At 70.2% G+C, this 15078-nt stretch carries 17 protein-coding genes; all 17 read right to left on the reverse strand.

The annotated features are described in order from the left end of the window. Positions 1 to 9: 9 nt before the first annotated feature. Positions 10 to 1083, reverse strand: a complete 1074-nt coding sequence (locus tag INT49_RS03515) for a tyrosine recombinase XerC (RefSeq protein WP_193116327.1) — start codon at positions 1081 to 1083, stop codon at positions 10 to 12. Between the two features lie 38 nt (positions 1084 to 1121). Continuing rightward, the gene (gene dprA, locus INT49_RS03520; protein WP_226849666.1) at positions 1122 to 2369 is read right to left on the reverse strand and encodes a DNA-processing protein DprA; all 1248 of its coding nucleotides are present in this window, start codon (positions 2367 to 2369) and stop codon (positions 1122 to 1124) included. After that, the gene (locus tag INT49_RS03525) at positions 2366 to 3910 is read right to left on the reverse strand and encodes a YifB family Mg chelatase-like AAA ATPase (protein ID WP_193116328.1); all 1545 of its coding nucleotides are present in this window, start codon (positions 3908 to 3910) and stop codon (positions 2366 to 2368) included. The genes dprA and INT49_RS03525 overlap by 4 nt, the downstream gene beginning before the upstream one ends. A gap of 2 nt (positions 3911 to 3912) precedes the next feature. Beyond that, positions 3913 to 4263 carry a YraN family protein gene (locus INT49_RS03530; protein WP_193116329.1) on the reverse strand — a complete coding sequence of 117 codons (351 nt, stop codon included), beginning with the start codon at positions 4261 to 4263 and terminating at the stop codon, positions 3913 to 3915. Between the two features lie 495 nt (positions 4264 to 4758). Then, positions 4759 to 5061, reverse strand: a complete 303-nt coding sequence (locus INT49_RS03535; protein ID WP_076810501.1) for a DUF2469 domain-containing protein — start codon at positions 5059 to 5061, stop codon at positions 4759 to 4761. Beyond that, entirely contained in the window at positions 5058 to 5885 is an 828-nt protein-coding gene (locus tag INT49_RS03540) for a ribonuclease HII (protein WP_193116330.1), read from the reverse strand. The genes INT49_RS03535 and INT49_RS03540 overlap by 4 nt, the downstream gene beginning before the upstream one ends. Continuing rightward, a complete protein-coding gene (gene lepB / locus INT49_RS03545) occupies positions 5882 to 6655 on the reverse strand; it encodes a signal peptidase I (protein WP_193116331.1) in 774 nt (257 codons plus the stop codon). Before lepB (INT49_RS03545) ends, INT49_RS03540 begins: the two co-directional genes overlap by 4 nt. A 30-nt stretch (positions 6656 to 6685) precedes the next feature. Continuing rightward, positions 6686 to 7264 carry a signal peptidase I gene (gene lepB / locus INT49_RS03550; RefSeq protein ID WP_193116332.1) on the reverse strand — a complete coding sequence of 193 codons (579 nt, stop codon included), beginning with the start codon at positions 7262 to 7264 and terminating at the stop codon, positions 6686 to 6688. Positions 7265 to 7271: 7 nt separating this feature from the next. Continuing rightward, positions 7272 to 7622, reverse strand: coding sequence for a 50S ribosomal protein L19 (gene rplS / locus INT49_RS03555; RefSeq protein ID WP_226849667.1), 351 nt, complete (start codon positions 7620 to 7622; stop codon positions 7272 to 7274). Between the two features lie 315 nt (positions 7623 to 7937). Continuing rightward, complete coding sequence (gene trmD, locus INT49_RS03560) at positions 7938 to 8687, reverse strand: tRNA (guanosine(37)-N1)-methyltransferase TrmD (RefSeq protein ID WP_193116333.1); 750 nt, start codon at positions 8685 to 8687, stop codon at positions 7938 to 7940. Between the two features lie 7 nt (positions 8688 to 8694). Further along, positions 8695 to 9282: a ribosome maturation factor RimM gene (gene rimM / locus INT49_RS03565; RefSeq protein WP_193116334.1), complete on the reverse strand. Its 588-nt coding sequence runs from the start codon at positions 9280 to 9282 to the stop codon at positions 8695 to 8697. Further along, positions 9279 to 10163 (reverse strand): hypothetical protein, encoded by an 885-nt coding sequence (locus INT49_RS03570; protein WP_226849668.1) that lies wholly within the window; start codon positions 10161 to 10163, stop codon positions 9279 to 9281. The genes rimM and INT49_RS03570 overlap by 4 nt, the downstream gene beginning before the upstream one ends. A 109-nt stretch (positions 10164 to 10272) precedes the next feature. Then, positions 10273 to 10515, reverse strand: a complete 243-nt coding sequence (locus tag INT49_RS03575) for a KH domain-containing protein (protein ID WP_193116336.1) — start codon at positions 10513 to 10515, stop codon at positions 10273 to 10275. 1 nt (position 10516) lies between these two features. Further along, on the reverse strand, positions 10517 to 11005 hold the full coding sequence (gene rpsP, locus INT49_RS03580) for a 30S ribosomal protein S16 (protein WP_193116337.1): 489 nt from the start codon (positions 11003 to 11005) through the stop codon (positions 10517 to 10519). A gap of 388 nt (positions 11006 to 11393) precedes the next feature. After that, entirely contained in the window at positions 11394 to 12737 is a 1344-nt protein-coding gene (locus tag INT49_RS03585; RefSeq protein ID WP_193116338.1) for an Nramp family divalent metal transporter, read from the reverse strand. Between the two features lie 118 nt (positions 12738 to 12855). Next, positions 12856 to 13977, reverse strand: a complete 1122-nt coding sequence (locus tag INT49_RS03590; protein WP_193116339.1) for an amidohydrolase family protein — start codon at positions 13975 to 13977, stop codon at positions 12856 to 12858. 417 nt (positions 13978 to 14394) lie between these two features. After that, on the reverse strand, positions 14395 to 15078 hold a 684-nt coding region (locus INT49_RS03595), incomplete at its 5' end, for a hypothetical protein (RefSeq protein ID WP_226849669.1).

Consider the following 15078-nt stretch of genomic DNA (forward strand, 5'->3'; position numbering starts at 1 on the left):
CTCTCGGGATCAGGCGCGGGGGTGGGCCTGGTCGATGGTCCGCCGCAGCCGATCGGCGCTGACGTGGGTGTAGATCTGGGTGGTCGCCAGGGAGGAGTGCCCCAGGAAGTCCTGGACGCTGCGCAGGTCTGCTCCTCCTTCGACGAGGTGCGTTGCAGCGCTGTGGCGCAGAGTGTGAGGTGAGATGTGCTTGGCGATACCCGCCTGTGCCGCGTAGTGATCGATCATCGTGCGCACGGCGCGGTCTCCGAGCCGGCGTCCCCGGACCCCGAGGAACAGTGCCGGCTCCTCGGGCCTGTCCGACAGGCTGTTCTGCAGCAGGTGCGGTCGTCCGTCCCGCTCCCATCTCTCCACCGCGTCCAGGGCTGGGCGCCCGACGGGGACGATCCGCTCCTTGCTCCCCTTGCCGAGGACCCTGACGGTGCTCTGGGCATGGTCGATGCCTCGCCGGTCCAGGGCGACCAGCTCGGAGACGCGCAGTCCCGAGGAGTAGAGGAGCTCGAGCACCGCGGCGTCCCGCAGCAGGACGGCCTGCTGCAGCGGGTCCTCGACCGCCCCGGCCCCAGCACCAACACCAGCACCAGCACCAGCACCAGCACCAGCACCAGCACCAGCACCAGCACCAGCACCAGCACCAGCACCAGCACCAGCACCAGACCTAGGTTCCCCTGGACCTGCGCTCCCCTCCTCCGCGCCATCGAGCAAGGAGGCGGCTTGCTGTCCTGAGAGCACAGTGGGCAGGTGACGGCCACGACGCGGTGCCCTCAGCCGGCCCCCGACGTCGTGCGGGATGCGCCCGGTGGCCGCGAGCCAGGTGGTGAAAGTACGTGCTGCGGCGGCGGAGCGGGCGAGTGTGCTCGCTCCGGCACCAGTCTCCGAGCGCGCGGCGAGCCAGGACCGCAGCGCCGCGACGTCGAGCTCCACGAGGTCGATCCGCTCGACGCCTCGCAGATGCTCGAGAAGACCGGCGGCCTCGCGGTGATAGGCGCGGACCGTGTGCTCGGAGCGGCCGCGCTCGAGCCGGAGATGCTCGGCGAACGTTTCCACGAGCACCTCGTCGATCTCCTCCTCGGCGCGACTCATGGGTATCAGTCTCTCCCATGTCCCGAGCCGGCCGGGGTTCAGCGCGGCGTACGGGCGCGTCGTGTCCGCTCGCCCGTGGTCTCCACCAGCCCCAGCAGGGCCAGGCGTGCCAGAGCCGCCGTCACCTCGTCGAGCTCGAACCCGATCTCCTGGGCGATCCGACCCGCAGGGAGGCTCGAGCGCGGAGGGACAGCATCCAGCACCCGGCGGTCCGACGGGCTGAGAAGATCCAGCTCGTCCTGGGCGGCGAAGCGGCCCTCGCCGGACGCTGGGCCTCCGGGCAGCAGATCCAGAACCTCTGCGGGCTCGGTGATCAGCACTGCTCCGCGTTCTCGGATCAGGCGGTGGCACCCTGCGCTTGCGGCCGAGGTGATCGGCCCAGGGACGGCCCCGACCGGCCGGGAGAGCTGATCGGTCAGACGTGCCGTGGACAGCGCCCCGGAGCGCCAGGAGGCCTCGACCACGACGACCGCCTGGGACAGTGCCGCGATCAGGCGGTTCCTGGCCAGGAACCTCCAGCGCGTGGGCGCGGTGCCGGGCGGCGCCTCGCTCACCAGGAGGTGTCGCTCCCGAATCCGTTCGAGCAGCTGTGTGTTCCCGCGCGGATACAGCCGATCCAGGCCCCCGGCGAGGACGGCGATCGTGGCCCCGTCCGGTGCGGCGAGAGCTCCGCGATGGGCGGCGGCGTCGATCCCGTAGGCGCCGCCGGAGACGACCGTCCCGCCACGCGCGGCGAAGTCCGCTCCGAGGCTCCCCGCCGCGTCCTCCCCATAGGCCGTCGAAGCGCGCGAGCCCACGAGGGCGACGGATCGGCCACCCACGAGATCGTCGAGGCGGCCCGGCCCGTGGAGCCACAGGCAGTGCGGTGCAGTCTCCTGCAGGTCCCCCAGCAGCTCGGGCCATTCCTGGTCCTCGGGGGTGATGATGCGGATGCCTCGACGCCGGGCGTCCTCGAGGACTGCGTCGAGGTCGACCGTGGACAGCCGTGATCGCCAGCGCGCCAGGGCGCGGTCCGCCCGCAGACGGCTCGTGCCGCCAGCTGGTTCGGAGGCGTCGCTGGGAAGCTCTCCGCCCAGTCTGGTCAGCAGGTCCGCTGCGGACCCCTCCCGGGCGAGGCGGAGAGCCTGCGCCGGCCCGCACAGGGTTCGGGCGAGCAGAGCGATCGAGTCGCCGGGTTCCGCGATCACCGACCAGGTGATACGGGCGACCCTGTCCTCGGTCTCCGGTCCCGGGGCCGGGTGGGGCCCTCGGGCGGGACCTGTTCCGGGGGTGTGCGGGGGCATCATCGTGCTTCTCCTTCGCGCAGGGTGAGGGCGAGTCCGATCTGCTCGGCACCGGGGCGGTCCGCCCCGTCGAGATCGGCGAGGGTCCACGCCAGGCGCAGGACCCGGTCGTGGCCGCGCAGGGTAAGACGTCCCTGGGCCACGGCGTGATCGAGGAGGCGACGCTCCGACGCCTCGGGAGCAAAATCTCGTCGCAGCCGGGCGCCGGGAAGCTGGGAGTTCAGGGACCAGGGAAGCCCGGCGAATCGGCTCCGCTGGCGCTCCCGTGCTGCCCGGACCCGGAGCGCGATCGTCGCGCTGGATTCGTTCTCCTGCTCCCCTGCACGGTGGACGTCGACGGGGCCGACGAGTATCTGCATGTCCACGCGGTCCAGCACCGGTCCGGAGAGCCGCGCCATGTACCGGCGGCGTTGGAGCGGGGAGCAGGTGCAGCCGTCCCCCTTCCCGTAGGACTTGCCGCAGGGGCACGGGTTGGCCGCCATGACGAGCTGGAATCTCGCCGGATACCGCGTCACGGCCCGAGCCCGGTGCAGGGTGATGTCCCCGGTCTCGAGCGGCTCGCGAAGTGCCTCGAGCACACGCGCCGGGAATTCCGGAGCTTCGTCGAGGAAGAGCACCCCGGCGTGGGCCCGGGAGATCGCTCCGGGCAGAGCGAGGCCCGCGCCGCCGCCCACCACCGCTGCAGTCGTCGCGGTGTGATGAGGGCTCTCGAACGGCACGGTGCGGCGCAGGCCCTCGTGCGCGTCGAATCGCCCCGCGAGGGAATGGATCGCCGAGACCGCGAGCGAGTCATCGATCTCCAGCGCCGGGAGGATGCCGGGCAGGCGCGAGGCGATCATCGTCTTCCCGGCGCCCGGCGGACCGATCAGGAGCAGATGGTGGCCCCCCGCCGCAGCGACCTCTGCAGCGCGCCTGGCCTGAGCCTGGCCGACCACGTCGGCGAAGTCTCCGGGCGGGGCGGAGGGATGCTCGGCAGGGGCTGTCCGGTCACCGGTCAGATCCAGCACCTGCCGCATCGGGGACGGCGGAACATCTGCGCCGAACCGATGCAACAGGCTGGTCAGGTCAGCGGCGCCGTCCACCTCGACCCCCTCCACGAGCCGCGCCTCGAGAAGATTCTGCTCAGGCACGATCGCTCGACTGATCCCCAAGGTGCGGGCGGCGAGCAGCGCCGGGAGCACGCCCGGAATGGGGCGCAGCCGACCGTCCAGACCGAGTTCTCCCAGCAGCACGGTGTCGCCGGGGACATGGACGCTGAGGTCGCCCTGCGCGTCGACCACCGCCATGGCGATCGCGAGGTCGAACCCGGAGCCCTGCTTCCGCCGCCAGGCCGGAGTCATGTTCACGGTGATCCGCCGCGCCGCCAGTCGGACGCCGCTGCGCGCGGCGGCGGCACGCACCCTATCGCGCGCCTGGAGCATCGAGGAGTCCGGCAGTCCCACGAGGGAGAAGGCCGGAAGCCCGGCGGAGACGTCGGCCTCGACCTCGACTAAGGTGCCGTCGAGCCCGGCGAGGCTGATCGAGAGCGTGCGCGCCTGGCCCATGCTCAGACCGCCTCGAGGTGCTCGAGGGAGAAGGTGCCGTCGAGGTGGGCGTGGACCCCGACGACGTCGATGCGCACATCGCGGTGCGGGGTCGAACGCTCCATGAGGTACTCCCCGGCAAGGCGCCGCAGACGACGCAGCTTCGCCGCGGTCACAGCGGCCTGCGGGACCCCGGTGACGAACGTGCGACGGGTCTTCACCTCGACGAAGACCAGCGTGGTGTGCGCGAGGGCGACGATGTCCAGCTCCCCCTGGCTCAGGCGCAGGTTGCGTTCCACGATCTGCCATCCGCAGGCCATCAGGTGCTCGGCGACGAGGTCCTCCCCCGTTCTGCCGAGCTCCGCCGTGGACATCTCGGCGACCCGACGCTGCCGAGGCGGAGCCGACGGCCCGAGGACCGGGGGTTCCGCCGCGGGACCGGTCAGCCGGGACGGACCACGGGGCGGCCGAGCGGGGTCAGAGTCAGGGGCTGTGGATGTGCCTGTGCCCGTGGCTGTTGTGATCGGTGAGGAACGGGCGACGCTCTGGCCGTGATCGTCCGCGGGACGTGGGATCCGGCCCCGAGGCACGGGCGGCGAGGAGATGGGCGGCGACGAGGTGGGTGAGAGGCGTGTCATACCGCTCAGCCTGGCTCGGCCCCGTCGGCCTCACCCGAGGGGCGAGAGTTTTGGGGACAAGCACCCTCTGGGGAGGAAAGGTCACCCGCTCCGGATCCCCGTGGGCGAGCAGTCGATCGGCGGGGCTGTCCACGGTGCTGATGTACGGCGCTGGTCTACGGCGCTGGCGCTTCCGAGCCGCGGCCCTCGCTCACGCCCCACCCCGCTCCCGCCACGGCCACGCCTCAGGGCTCAGGGCAACGAGATGTCGGGCTTGTTGAGCTCTTCGATGTTGACGTCCTTGAAGGTCACCACGCGCACGGACCGCACGAAGCGGTTGGAGCGGTAGATGTCCCAGACCCACACGTCGGCCAGGCGGAGTTCGTAGAAGACCTCGCCGCCGCCCGAGCGGACCTGCAGATCGACCTGGTTGGCGAGGTAGAACCGTCGCTCCGTCTCGACCACGTAGGTGAACAGGCTGACCACGTCGCGGTACTCGCGGAACAGCTGGAGTTCGAGGTCGGACTCGTAATTCTCGAGGTCCTGCGCGCTCACCGACGCTCCTCCTTCTGCTGGTCCTGCTGGGGGTGCCACTGGTCGCTCCACAGTACGCCAGCGGGGCTGGCAACCTGAGCGGGGGCCGGGATCGGGATCGCCGACTGGGGTGTCGCCGCTGCAGCGACCGCGCCGATGACAGCGCCTGTCCCTGTGCCGGGAGCCGGGCGCGATCCCAGCCGCCAGGTGCGCCGGTGATGCTCGTGGGTTCCGATCCTGTCGATCGCCTCGCGATGCACGGCCGCCCCATAGCCCTTGTTCGACGCCCATCCGTACTCCGGGGCCGAGGCGTCCAGCTCCACCATGATGGCGTCGCGGGCCACCTTCGCGACGATGCTCGCTGCGGAGACGCTCGCGCAGTCCCTGTCTGCCGAAACCCGCAGCTCGACCAGCGGAGCCGGCCGGTCGGCGGTGGCCAGCTGCGCCGACAGGACATCGACGTTGCCGTCCAGGAGGATGGCGTCGGCCTCGACCTGGAGGGCATCGAGGGCGCGCAGTGCGGCCCGGGTGAGGGCCTCCATGATGCCGATCTCGTCGATCTCCGCAGCGCTCGCCCATCCCACCGCCGTCGCATGGGCCGCGCCCTCGATGGGAGCGACGAGTGCTTCACGACGTGCGGCGGAGAGCTTCTTGGAATCCCGCACCCCGGCGGGCAGCTCCCGGATGCGGCCGTCGACGACCTCGATCGCGCAGGCACCGATCGCGACCGGGCCGGCGAGGGCTCCTCGGCCCACTTCGTCCAGACCGACGATCACGCGACGCCCGGGGCCGCAGCGCGCCGCGAGGGCGTGCTCGACGTCAAGCGTGGGAACGACGGCGGTCACGGCTGCGCGGGAACGTCGGAGAAGGCGTCGCGGCCATCGCCCAGGCCGTCCCAGCGGCCGACGGGCCAGAAGATGACCTCGGCCTTGCCGGTGATGTCCTCTTCGGGCACGAAGGCACTCTCACCCTGGGACTCGTGCCACGCGGAGTCCGCTGAGGCATACCTGTTGTCGCCCATCACCCAGACGTTGTCCTGGGGCACGGTCACGTCGAAGGCCGCCTGGCAGGCGGCGGTCTCCGGGTTGATGTACGGCTCGTCGAGCTCGACACCGTTGACCTGGAGCGCCCCGCCCTTCTCCTCGCACACGACATGGTCGCCGGGCAGGCCGATCAGCCGCTTGACCAGGTGGTCCTGGGAGGGGTCCGGAGCCAGGCCCACCGCGCTGAGGATCATCATCAACCGCACCCGCGGCGTGGGATCCATAGTCGCGTCGCCGTCGATCCAGTTGTCGGGGTCCTCGAAGACGATCACGTCGCCGCGGTGCAGGTCGAACACCCCCGGGGTGAGCTTGGAGACCAGGATCTTGTCGTTCTCGACGAGGGTCGGGTTCATCGACGCCGACGGGATGTAGAACGGCTGGATGAGGAAGGTCTTGACCAGCACGGCGATCACGAGGGCGACGGCCATGGTGACGATGGTGTCCAGCCACAGCGGCATGCGCGCGCGGCGGTGACTGTGCCCCGAGCCGTGCTGGGTGTCCGAGGGGTCCTCGCCGTGCGCGGCGTCCTCGGGCTCGGACACTGCACTGGGGGATTCCTCGGACTCGTTCATCGCCGTGATCCTATCCGGTGAACCTGCGCGTCACAGCGCACCGGCACGAGGCAGTGGCCACACGAGTCGGTCGGCCTCCCCCACCACACGGTCCACCGGGATCATCCCTCCGCCCGGGGCGCCGAGCAGGTGTCGGGAATCCGTGGAGTCGGAGCGGTTGTCGCCGAGCACGAACATGCGGCCCTCAGGGACTTCGAGGTCGAACTCGATCTCACTGGGCACCATGCCGGCGCGCAGATAGGGCTCCGCGAGCGCTCGGCCGTTGACGGTGAGCTGGCCGCCCTCGTCGCAGCAGGCCACGCGGTCCCCGCCGGTCGCGATGACCCGCTTGACCCAGTACCGGTCGCCGTCCTCCGCCGAGGGCGCGAAGTATCCGGTGCCGTCGAAGACCACGATGTCGCCGACGTCGGCCCGTCCTCGTTCGGAGCGGTCGGCCAGCAGGACGTCCCCCGGGAGCAGGGTGGGCTCCATGGACGCCGAGGGGACCCGGAACGGCTGGACGACGAAGTACCGGACCACGCCCGCCGCCAGCAGCACCAGCACGAGACAGACGGCGGCGGCCACCACAGGGTGGGGCCGCCGCCGTCCGCGCACTCGATCTCGGGTCATGCCCTGATCAGGAGTGGTCGCGCTTCTCCTTGATGCGGGCCTTCTTGCCCGTGAGGTTGCGCAGGTAGTACAGCTTCGCGCGACGCACGTCGCCGCGGGTGACGACCTCGATCTTGTCGACGGTCGGGGCGTGCACGGGGAACACGCGCTCCACGCCGACGCCGAAGGAGATCTTGCGGACGCGGAAGGTCTCGCCCACGCCGTGGCCCTGGCGGCCGATGACGTAGCCCTGGAAGATCTGGATACGGGAGCGGTTGCCCTCGATGACCTTCACGTGGACCTTGACGTTGTCGCCGGCGCGGAACGCGGGGACGTCCTCGCGCAGGGATGCCTTGTCGAGCTCGTCGAGCTTCTGCATGATGTTTCTCCAGCCTCCGCCTCAGGTCGGACAGCTTCGTTCGCGGGGTCCTCCGGCGGAGCCGGGATGCCCTTCATGAACTGTCGATCCGGCGAGGAGCGAACTCCTCGTGCCGGTGTGCTGGGCTTCTGGCGGCGACTCCCATCGCCACGGAACTGCCCGACCGCTGATCGCGTCCCTCCCCTGAGGCAGAGGAACGCGCGGTGCGCACAAGGGGACATTCTGCCAGGGCACGGTGAGCACGGCAAGCCCACGGCTCAGCAACTATGCCGGTCAGCGCGCGAACCCGGTGTCGGGTCCGTCACGCCATCGCGGTCAGGACGACGATCCGGAACCGTCGGCCTCTGCGAGGAGGTCGGGTCGCCGCTGCCGGGTGCGCTCCACGGACTGCTCGTGGCGCCAGGCGGCGATCTTCGCGTGATCGCCCGAGAGCAGGATCTGCGGCGCCTCGCGCAGCACTCCGGCCGGGTCGCTCCAGCTCGCCGGGCGCGTGTAGAGCGGGTACTCCAGCAGGCCGTCGGAATGCGACTCCTCGACCAGGGACTCGGCATTGCCGACCACGCCCGGGACCAGCCGCACGACCGCCTCGGTGATGGCCAGCACCGCCACCTCTCCCCCGTTGAGCACATAGTCGCCGAGAGAGGCGAGGGCGATCTCGTAGCCGGTGTCGGCGAGGTGCTCGTAGACCCGTTCGTCGATGCCCTCGTAGCGCCCGCAGGCGAAGATGATCCACTCGCACTGGGACCACTCCTGCGCGGTGGCCTGGGCGAACGGAGCTCCTGCCGGGTTGGGGAACACGATCAGGGGCTCGACGTCGGCTCCGAGCGTCTCCTGGCCGACCGCGCGGACGGCGGCGAAGGCCTCCGCCCAGGGCTCGGGCTTCATGACCATCCCGGCGCCGCCGCCCAGCGGGGTGTCGTCGACGGTGCGATGGCGGTCATGGGTCCAGGTGCGCAGGTCGTGGACCTGCAGATCGACGATCCCGTCGCGTCGGGCCTTGCCGATCAGGGACAGCTCGAGCGGGGCGAGGTAGTCCGGGAAGAGAGTCAGGACGTCGATGCGCATCCTGAGCTCAGCCCTTCGTGCGCTTCGCCGGTGCGGAGGTCTCGGGCTCGGGTCCCCGCTCGTCCTCCGGCAGCTCGTCGAAGAGACCGCCGGGCGGGTTCGCGGTGACGACCCCGGCCTCGAGGTCGACCTCGGGCACGAGCTGCTCGACCAGCGGCAGCTGCACGCGGCGCTTGTCGAGGGTGCGCACGACCAGGAGATCCTGCGCCGGGTAGTGGTCCACCCCGAGGACGGTGCCGAGCTCGCGACCGTCGACGTGCCGCACGGCGAGGCCCTTCAGCTGGGAGGGATACCAGGCGTCGGGGTCCTCGTCGGCCTCTTCCTGGGAGTCGACGGCGGCGCTGAGCTCCACGCCCCGCAGCGATTCCGCCTCGGTACGGTCCGCGACCTCGTCGAACGTGGCGTACCAGCGGTCCTGCTGACGACGGGTGCCGAGCAGGGTGAGGGTGCGGGGGCCGGCCGCGGTGTCGACCTCGAAGGTGACGCCGGGCGTGAATCGCTCCTGGGGCTGATCCGTGCGCAGGACCAGGGCGACCTCTCCGCGCAGGCCGTGGGCCTTGCCGATGGTGGCGACGGTGACGTCGAGGGTGCTCATACCAATCCTTCGTCTTCTGCGGCGGGGTCGCCGTTGTCGATCTCTCCGGAGTCGGGAGAGGAGTATCCGGCGGCATTGCACGCCGCGCCGAGTCCTTCAAGAGGCTCCTGCAGGCCGTCGGAGGAGGTGTCGCCCTCCAGGGCATCCTGGAACGGAGCCCGCACCGCCGTCAGGGCGTCGCGCACGCCCGCGTCGTCGACCGCGGCGATCTCGGCGGCGAGCAGATCGTCGGTGGCCTGCACATCCTCCATCCGATCCGACGGGACGGTCTGCGGGCTGCGGCCGACGAGCTTGAACATGTTCGAGGTCAGGACGTTCGCATTCGCGAACCGGGTCAGAGTACCCGGCGTGTCGAACACATCGGCGCAGACCAGCGCCGCCGGCTTCGTACCGTCGTCGCCGGCCTCGAGCGTCCATGCCGCGGCGGCGGAGGAGCTCGCGCAGACGCCGGCAAGACCGCGCCAGACCTCCTGGAAGGACTCGACATCGGCCTCCGCGCCCTTCTCGGGCTCGGTGCGGAACCAGTCGCTCAGCGCCGCGACGGCATCCTGAGCCTCCCCGGTGGCCTGCTCGAAGGTCGCGTCGATGTCGTCGCCGGTGATGGCGTAGAAGAAGGGGTCCGACGGACCCGCCTGCGGGGCGGTGGCCGCACGGTCCAGGACGACGCGGGACTGCGGCGACCGGTAGTCGGGGTCGCCCCAGAACTCTGCACAGGCCTCCGCCAGCGCGGGGTCAGCCGACGCCGGCTCCTCCACGGAGGGTGGCTCGGCCGGCGAGCTGTTCCCCGTGGCCGGGCCCTCCGCGGTGCACCCCGTGAGCAGAAGCGTCGCCGCGAGCAGGGCGAGGCCGCCGTGCACCCGTCGGCTCGACGGCACCGTCATACCGGATGCGCCCGCCGTTCCGGACGGGCCCCGGGAATGCCAGGAGCGGCACTGCTGGAACGTTTCCGTTCTGCCAGCAGTGCCGCTCCGAGAGGTCGTGCGGGGCACCTCAGCGCCGGTCGACGTCGACGATGTCGACGCGCACATCATCATCCGAGAGGGCCGCGGTGACCGTGCGCAGGGCACGGGCGGTGCGGCCGGATCGGCCGATGACGCGACCGAGGTCGGCAGCGCCGACCCGGACCTCGAGCAGTGGGCCGCGACGCGTGGACTTCTCCGTCACGTTCACGGCCTCAGGATCGTCGACGATGCCGCGGACGAGATGATCGAGGGCTTCCGCGCGGGTGCTCATATCAGGCCTCGTCGGTCGATGCGGCCTCGGCGTCCTCGGGCTTCTCGCCCTCGGCAGGTGCCTCCTCGGAACCGGCCTCGACCTCGGCGGTCTCAGCGGCCTCGGCGGCCTTGGCGTCCTTGGCCTTCTTCGCGCCGTCGCGGGACTCAGCAGCGGCCTTGTCGGCCTCCGCGATGAGCTCCTCGGGGGTCTTCTTGACCTCAGCGGTCTTCAGGGTGCCCGCAGCAGCGGTCTCGCCCTTGGCCTTCTGCCAGTCACCGGTGATCTTGAGCAGAGCAGCGACCTGCTCGGTCGGCTGTGCGCCGACGCCGAGCCAGTACTGCGCACGCTCGGACTCGACCTCGATGACCGAGGGGTGCTCGGTCGGGTGGTACTTGCCGATCTCTTCGAGGACGGCGCCGTCGCGCTTCTTGCGCGAATCGGCGACGACGATGCGGTAGTACGGTGCACGGGTCTTGCCCATGCGCTTCAGTCGGATCTTGACAGCCACGTGGGTGGACTCTCCTTCAGGGATGTTCGGGTGAGTTCCGCCGCAGCCTGTGGGGTCATGCGGGCGCTGACGGTCCTCGGGGTGTCGTGCTCGGGCGGGTAGAGGGCCGACCCGAGCGCATACGGCGCCGATTATGCCAGGGAACCGCACCTTCGCACCACCCGGGCCCGTGTGCACCAGGGCACAGCGGTCCGAGCGGGCTCCGGGACAGTCGTGCCGCAGGCCACAGGGGTCGTCTCGCCGGGGCTCTGTGCGGATGCTCGAGTCTGTGCGGCGAACCCTCCGGATGGGCGCCCCTCGGAGGAGCACGTGCCGGATCCTCACCTGCCGGATGGGTGCCTGATAGATGGCTGCCTGTCGGATCAGCACCGGTCGACCCTCCCCCGTCTCAGCCCAGGGACGTGAGGGCGCCGATCAGCTGATTCACTCCGAGCACGATGAACAGCAGCGCGACGATCCCCAGCACGAGGTTCAGCACCCAGCCGTTCCTCCATTGCCGCGGAACATGGCGGGAGTTCAGCAGGAACAGCAGCGTCAGCGCGAGGAACGGCATGAAGAGGGAGCCCAGGACGCCGTAGGCCACGATGACCTGGATCGGCTTGCCCAGCAGGAGCAGCAGCATCGGCGGGAACGTCAACCAGAGCACGTAGAAGCGGTAATAGCGGCCGCCGACGCCCCGGTCATGGTGGCCCTCGGGCAGCTTCCGCACGGCACCGAAGAAGTCGGCGAACATGATCGACACGCCGTTCCAGACCCCCAGCACGGACGAGAACGCCGAGGCCCAGAAACCGATGAGGAACACGATGCTCATGGCCTCCCCGTAGCGGCTCGCCAGGACGTCGGCGAGCTCCACGAGCCCCTGATCACCGTCCTGGACGGCGATCCCGGCGGAGTACAGCAGCTCCGCTCCGACGATCAGCATGGAGATCACGAAGATCCCCGAGATCACATAGGCCACGGAGTTGTCCAGGCGCATGACGCGCATCCAGCGAGGTGTGGACCAGCCCTTCGCGCTCAACCAGTACCCGTAGGCGGCCAGCGTGATGGTGCCTCCCACACCGCCGGCGATGCTCAGCGCGTAGATGAGCCCGCCGTCGGGGATGCGCGGGATGAGCCCGGCGGCGATCTGGCCGAGGTTCGGGACGGTGACTGCAGCGGCTCCGACGACGGTCACGAACATGACCCCGACCAGCACCGCGATGATCAGCTCGAGCCGACGGTAGTGGCCCAGCCAGACCACCGCGGCACCGAGGAGACCGGTGAGCACCGCATAGGCGATGAAGGGGATCTGCGTGACCGCTCCGATGTCTCCGAGCACGGGGATCTTCGGGACCAGCGCGACGAGCGGGAGGGCGGAGGCGGACATCGCCGTCGCGCCGTACACGAAGCCCCAGATCACGATGTACGGGCCGAAGTACCAGGAGGTCCAGCGGCCCAGCCTGCGCCACCCTTCGAAGATCGAGTGGCCGGTGGCGAGGGTCCATCGACCGGCCCCCTCCACCAGGAAGATCTTGATCACCACGCCGACGACGGCGGCCCACAGCAGGGCGTAGCCGAACCGGGAACCGGCGACGAGGGTCGCGACGAGATCACCGGCCCCGATGCCGGTCGCCGCGACCAGCAGCCCTGGCCCGATCAGGGTCCATTTCGCCGGGGCGGCAGCGCCCTGCACATCAGCGGGCTCCGAGGACGTGGTTCGGGCGGCGTCGTCCGGTTCAGGCCGAGAATCCATGCCGGAATGCTACGGGGTGCGCCCCGTGGTGCGGGCGGCAACCGACACGCGACCGTGGGCCGTCTCAGTATCCGGCGACCACTCAGTGGGCGAGGACCGATCAGGCAGCGAGGACCACTCAGTGGCTGTGGACCACGTCGCCCCGCAGGACGACGTGGCGGGTGCGGCGCAGCGTGCCATGGCCTGCTCGCGGGTCCTCGGGCACGACGAGGAGATCCGCCGGGGCACCGTCCTCGAGGCCGGGCACATCGAGGAACCGTCGCGGCGCCCACGCCGCAGCCTCGAGGATCTGGGTCGCCGTGAGCCCTGCCCGAGACAGCTCGTCCAGCTCGTCATGGATGATCCCGTGGCCGAGCACTCCCCCGGCATCGGTGCCCACCAGGAGCGGGATGCCGGCGTCATGAGCATCACGGGTGCGCTCATAGCGTCCGGCGCGCAGACGCCGCATGTGCGCGGCATAGGCGGGGAACTTCGCCTCACCCTGCGACGCATAGGTCTCGAACTCGTCGATGTTGACGAGCGTGGTGACCACCGGGGTGCGGGTCGCGGCCGCCCGCTCGATCGTCTCGTCGGTCAGCCCGGTGGCGTGCTCGAGGCAGTCGAATCCGGCATCGAGGGCCAGCGGAACCGTCGCCTCGTCGAAGGTGTGCGTGGTGATCCGGGCACCGGCGGCGTGGGCGGCATCGGCCGCGGCAGCGAGGTCCTCACCGCTCCAGCAGGGCGTCAGGTCGCCGACCTCTCGGTCGATCCAGTCCCCCACCAGCTTCACCCAGCCGTCCCCGCGCTGCGCTTCGTGGGTGACCGCTGCAGGCAGGTCCTCGGGCTCGAGCTCATGAGCGTATCCGCGCAGGTAGCGACGGGTCCGTGCGAGGTGGCGGCCGCAGCGGACGAGCCGTGGGAGGTCAGCCTGCTGCTGCAGCGGGGAATTGTCGATGATCGAGCCGGCATCGCGGATCAGGAGCACGCCGGTGTCGCGATCTGTGAGTGCCTGTTCCCGTGCGGTGGCGAGCGAGGTGCCCTCCCCGTCGTCCCCGATCCCGAGGTGGCAGTGCAGGTCGGCGAGCCCGGGCACGACGAATCCGTCGAGCTCCCGGATCTCGGCGCCGGCGGGCAGCTCGGGCTTCTCGTGGTGGATCCGACCTCCGACGACCCACGCTCCGCTGATCTCCTGCTCGGGGCCGACGAGGACGGGACCGGTCAGGTGCAGGACGGTCGAGGACTCAGTGGCGACGGTGCTCATGCCCCGAGCCTACCGAGACCGCGCCCCCTCCGCTGTCGCCGGGAAGTGGCCCTCCCCCACCGCGCAGGCCCTGCTCCCGAACGCGTTCCGGCTCGGGCGCCTCACCCCGGTGTCGACTCAGCCGCCGCTCCCGTCGCGTCGAGTCACGTCGCGTCGCGTCGAGTCGCGCCGCGTCACGTCGCGTCGAGTTGCGTCGCATCGCGTCGCGTGACGTCGCGTCGAGTCGCGTCACAAAAAGTGCCACGAACCCGGCACCTTTTCGAGCACGAGCTGCTCGAGCTGGCGTCGTGACGAGAAAGGTTCCCATCCTCTGGAACTTTTCGCGTCACGAATCACCAGGGATCGGCCCGTCGGCGCCTCGCGGCTCCCGAACCCGCACCGTCGCAGCTATTCACGCGACGGAGGGTCGTCGGCTATTCACGCAACGGAGGGCCGTCGGCGGCGAAGAGCATCCTCCAGCCGTGCGAAGAACTCTGCGGGCTTCCGATAGTCAGCGATGGTTGCCCGGATGACCTTCCACCCCGCGTCATGGAGCACGTCGTTCTTGTTCACGTCCTTCTGCCAGGTGACCACGTCCTTCCGGTGTGCTTCGCTGTCGTACTCGATCGCGATCTTCTCGTCCTCGTAGGCGAGGTCGATGTAGAACCTGTTTCCGGTCGTCGACTCCACAACCTCGACGTTCAGAGACGGTTCCGGGAATCCCCGACCGAGTAGCTGCAACCGGAGCTTCGTCTCCATCGGCGACCAGGAGCGCTCTCGCAGATGCGGCAACGCCTGACGCAGCGCCGGCGCACCGGGCCCCTGCGATGAGGCGACGAACTGTTCGATCTGCGATCTCCGCATCCGGAGCTCTGTCCCGAACTGGTCGGCGGCCAACGCATCGAGACAGACGACGAGCTCCACGTGCGACAGCCTTGTGGCGATCTCTTGAAGCGCGACGAGCGGGTGCGAGATCACCAGACTGCGATGCGTCAACGTCGGCTCCCGCGATGGCAGGTGGGCTATGACCAGAGTTCCGGCTGTGCGGGACATGTTCGCGGGCCCACTGCTAGCGGACATGCCAATCTCCCTGTAGGCGGACACGGACTTCCTTGCTGACGG

The organism is Brachybacterium tyrofermentans (assembly GCF_014897585.1).
GTDB classification, from domain to species: Bacteria; Actinomycetota; Actinomycetes; order Actinomycetales; family Dermabacteraceae; genus Brachybacterium; species Brachybacterium tyrofermentans.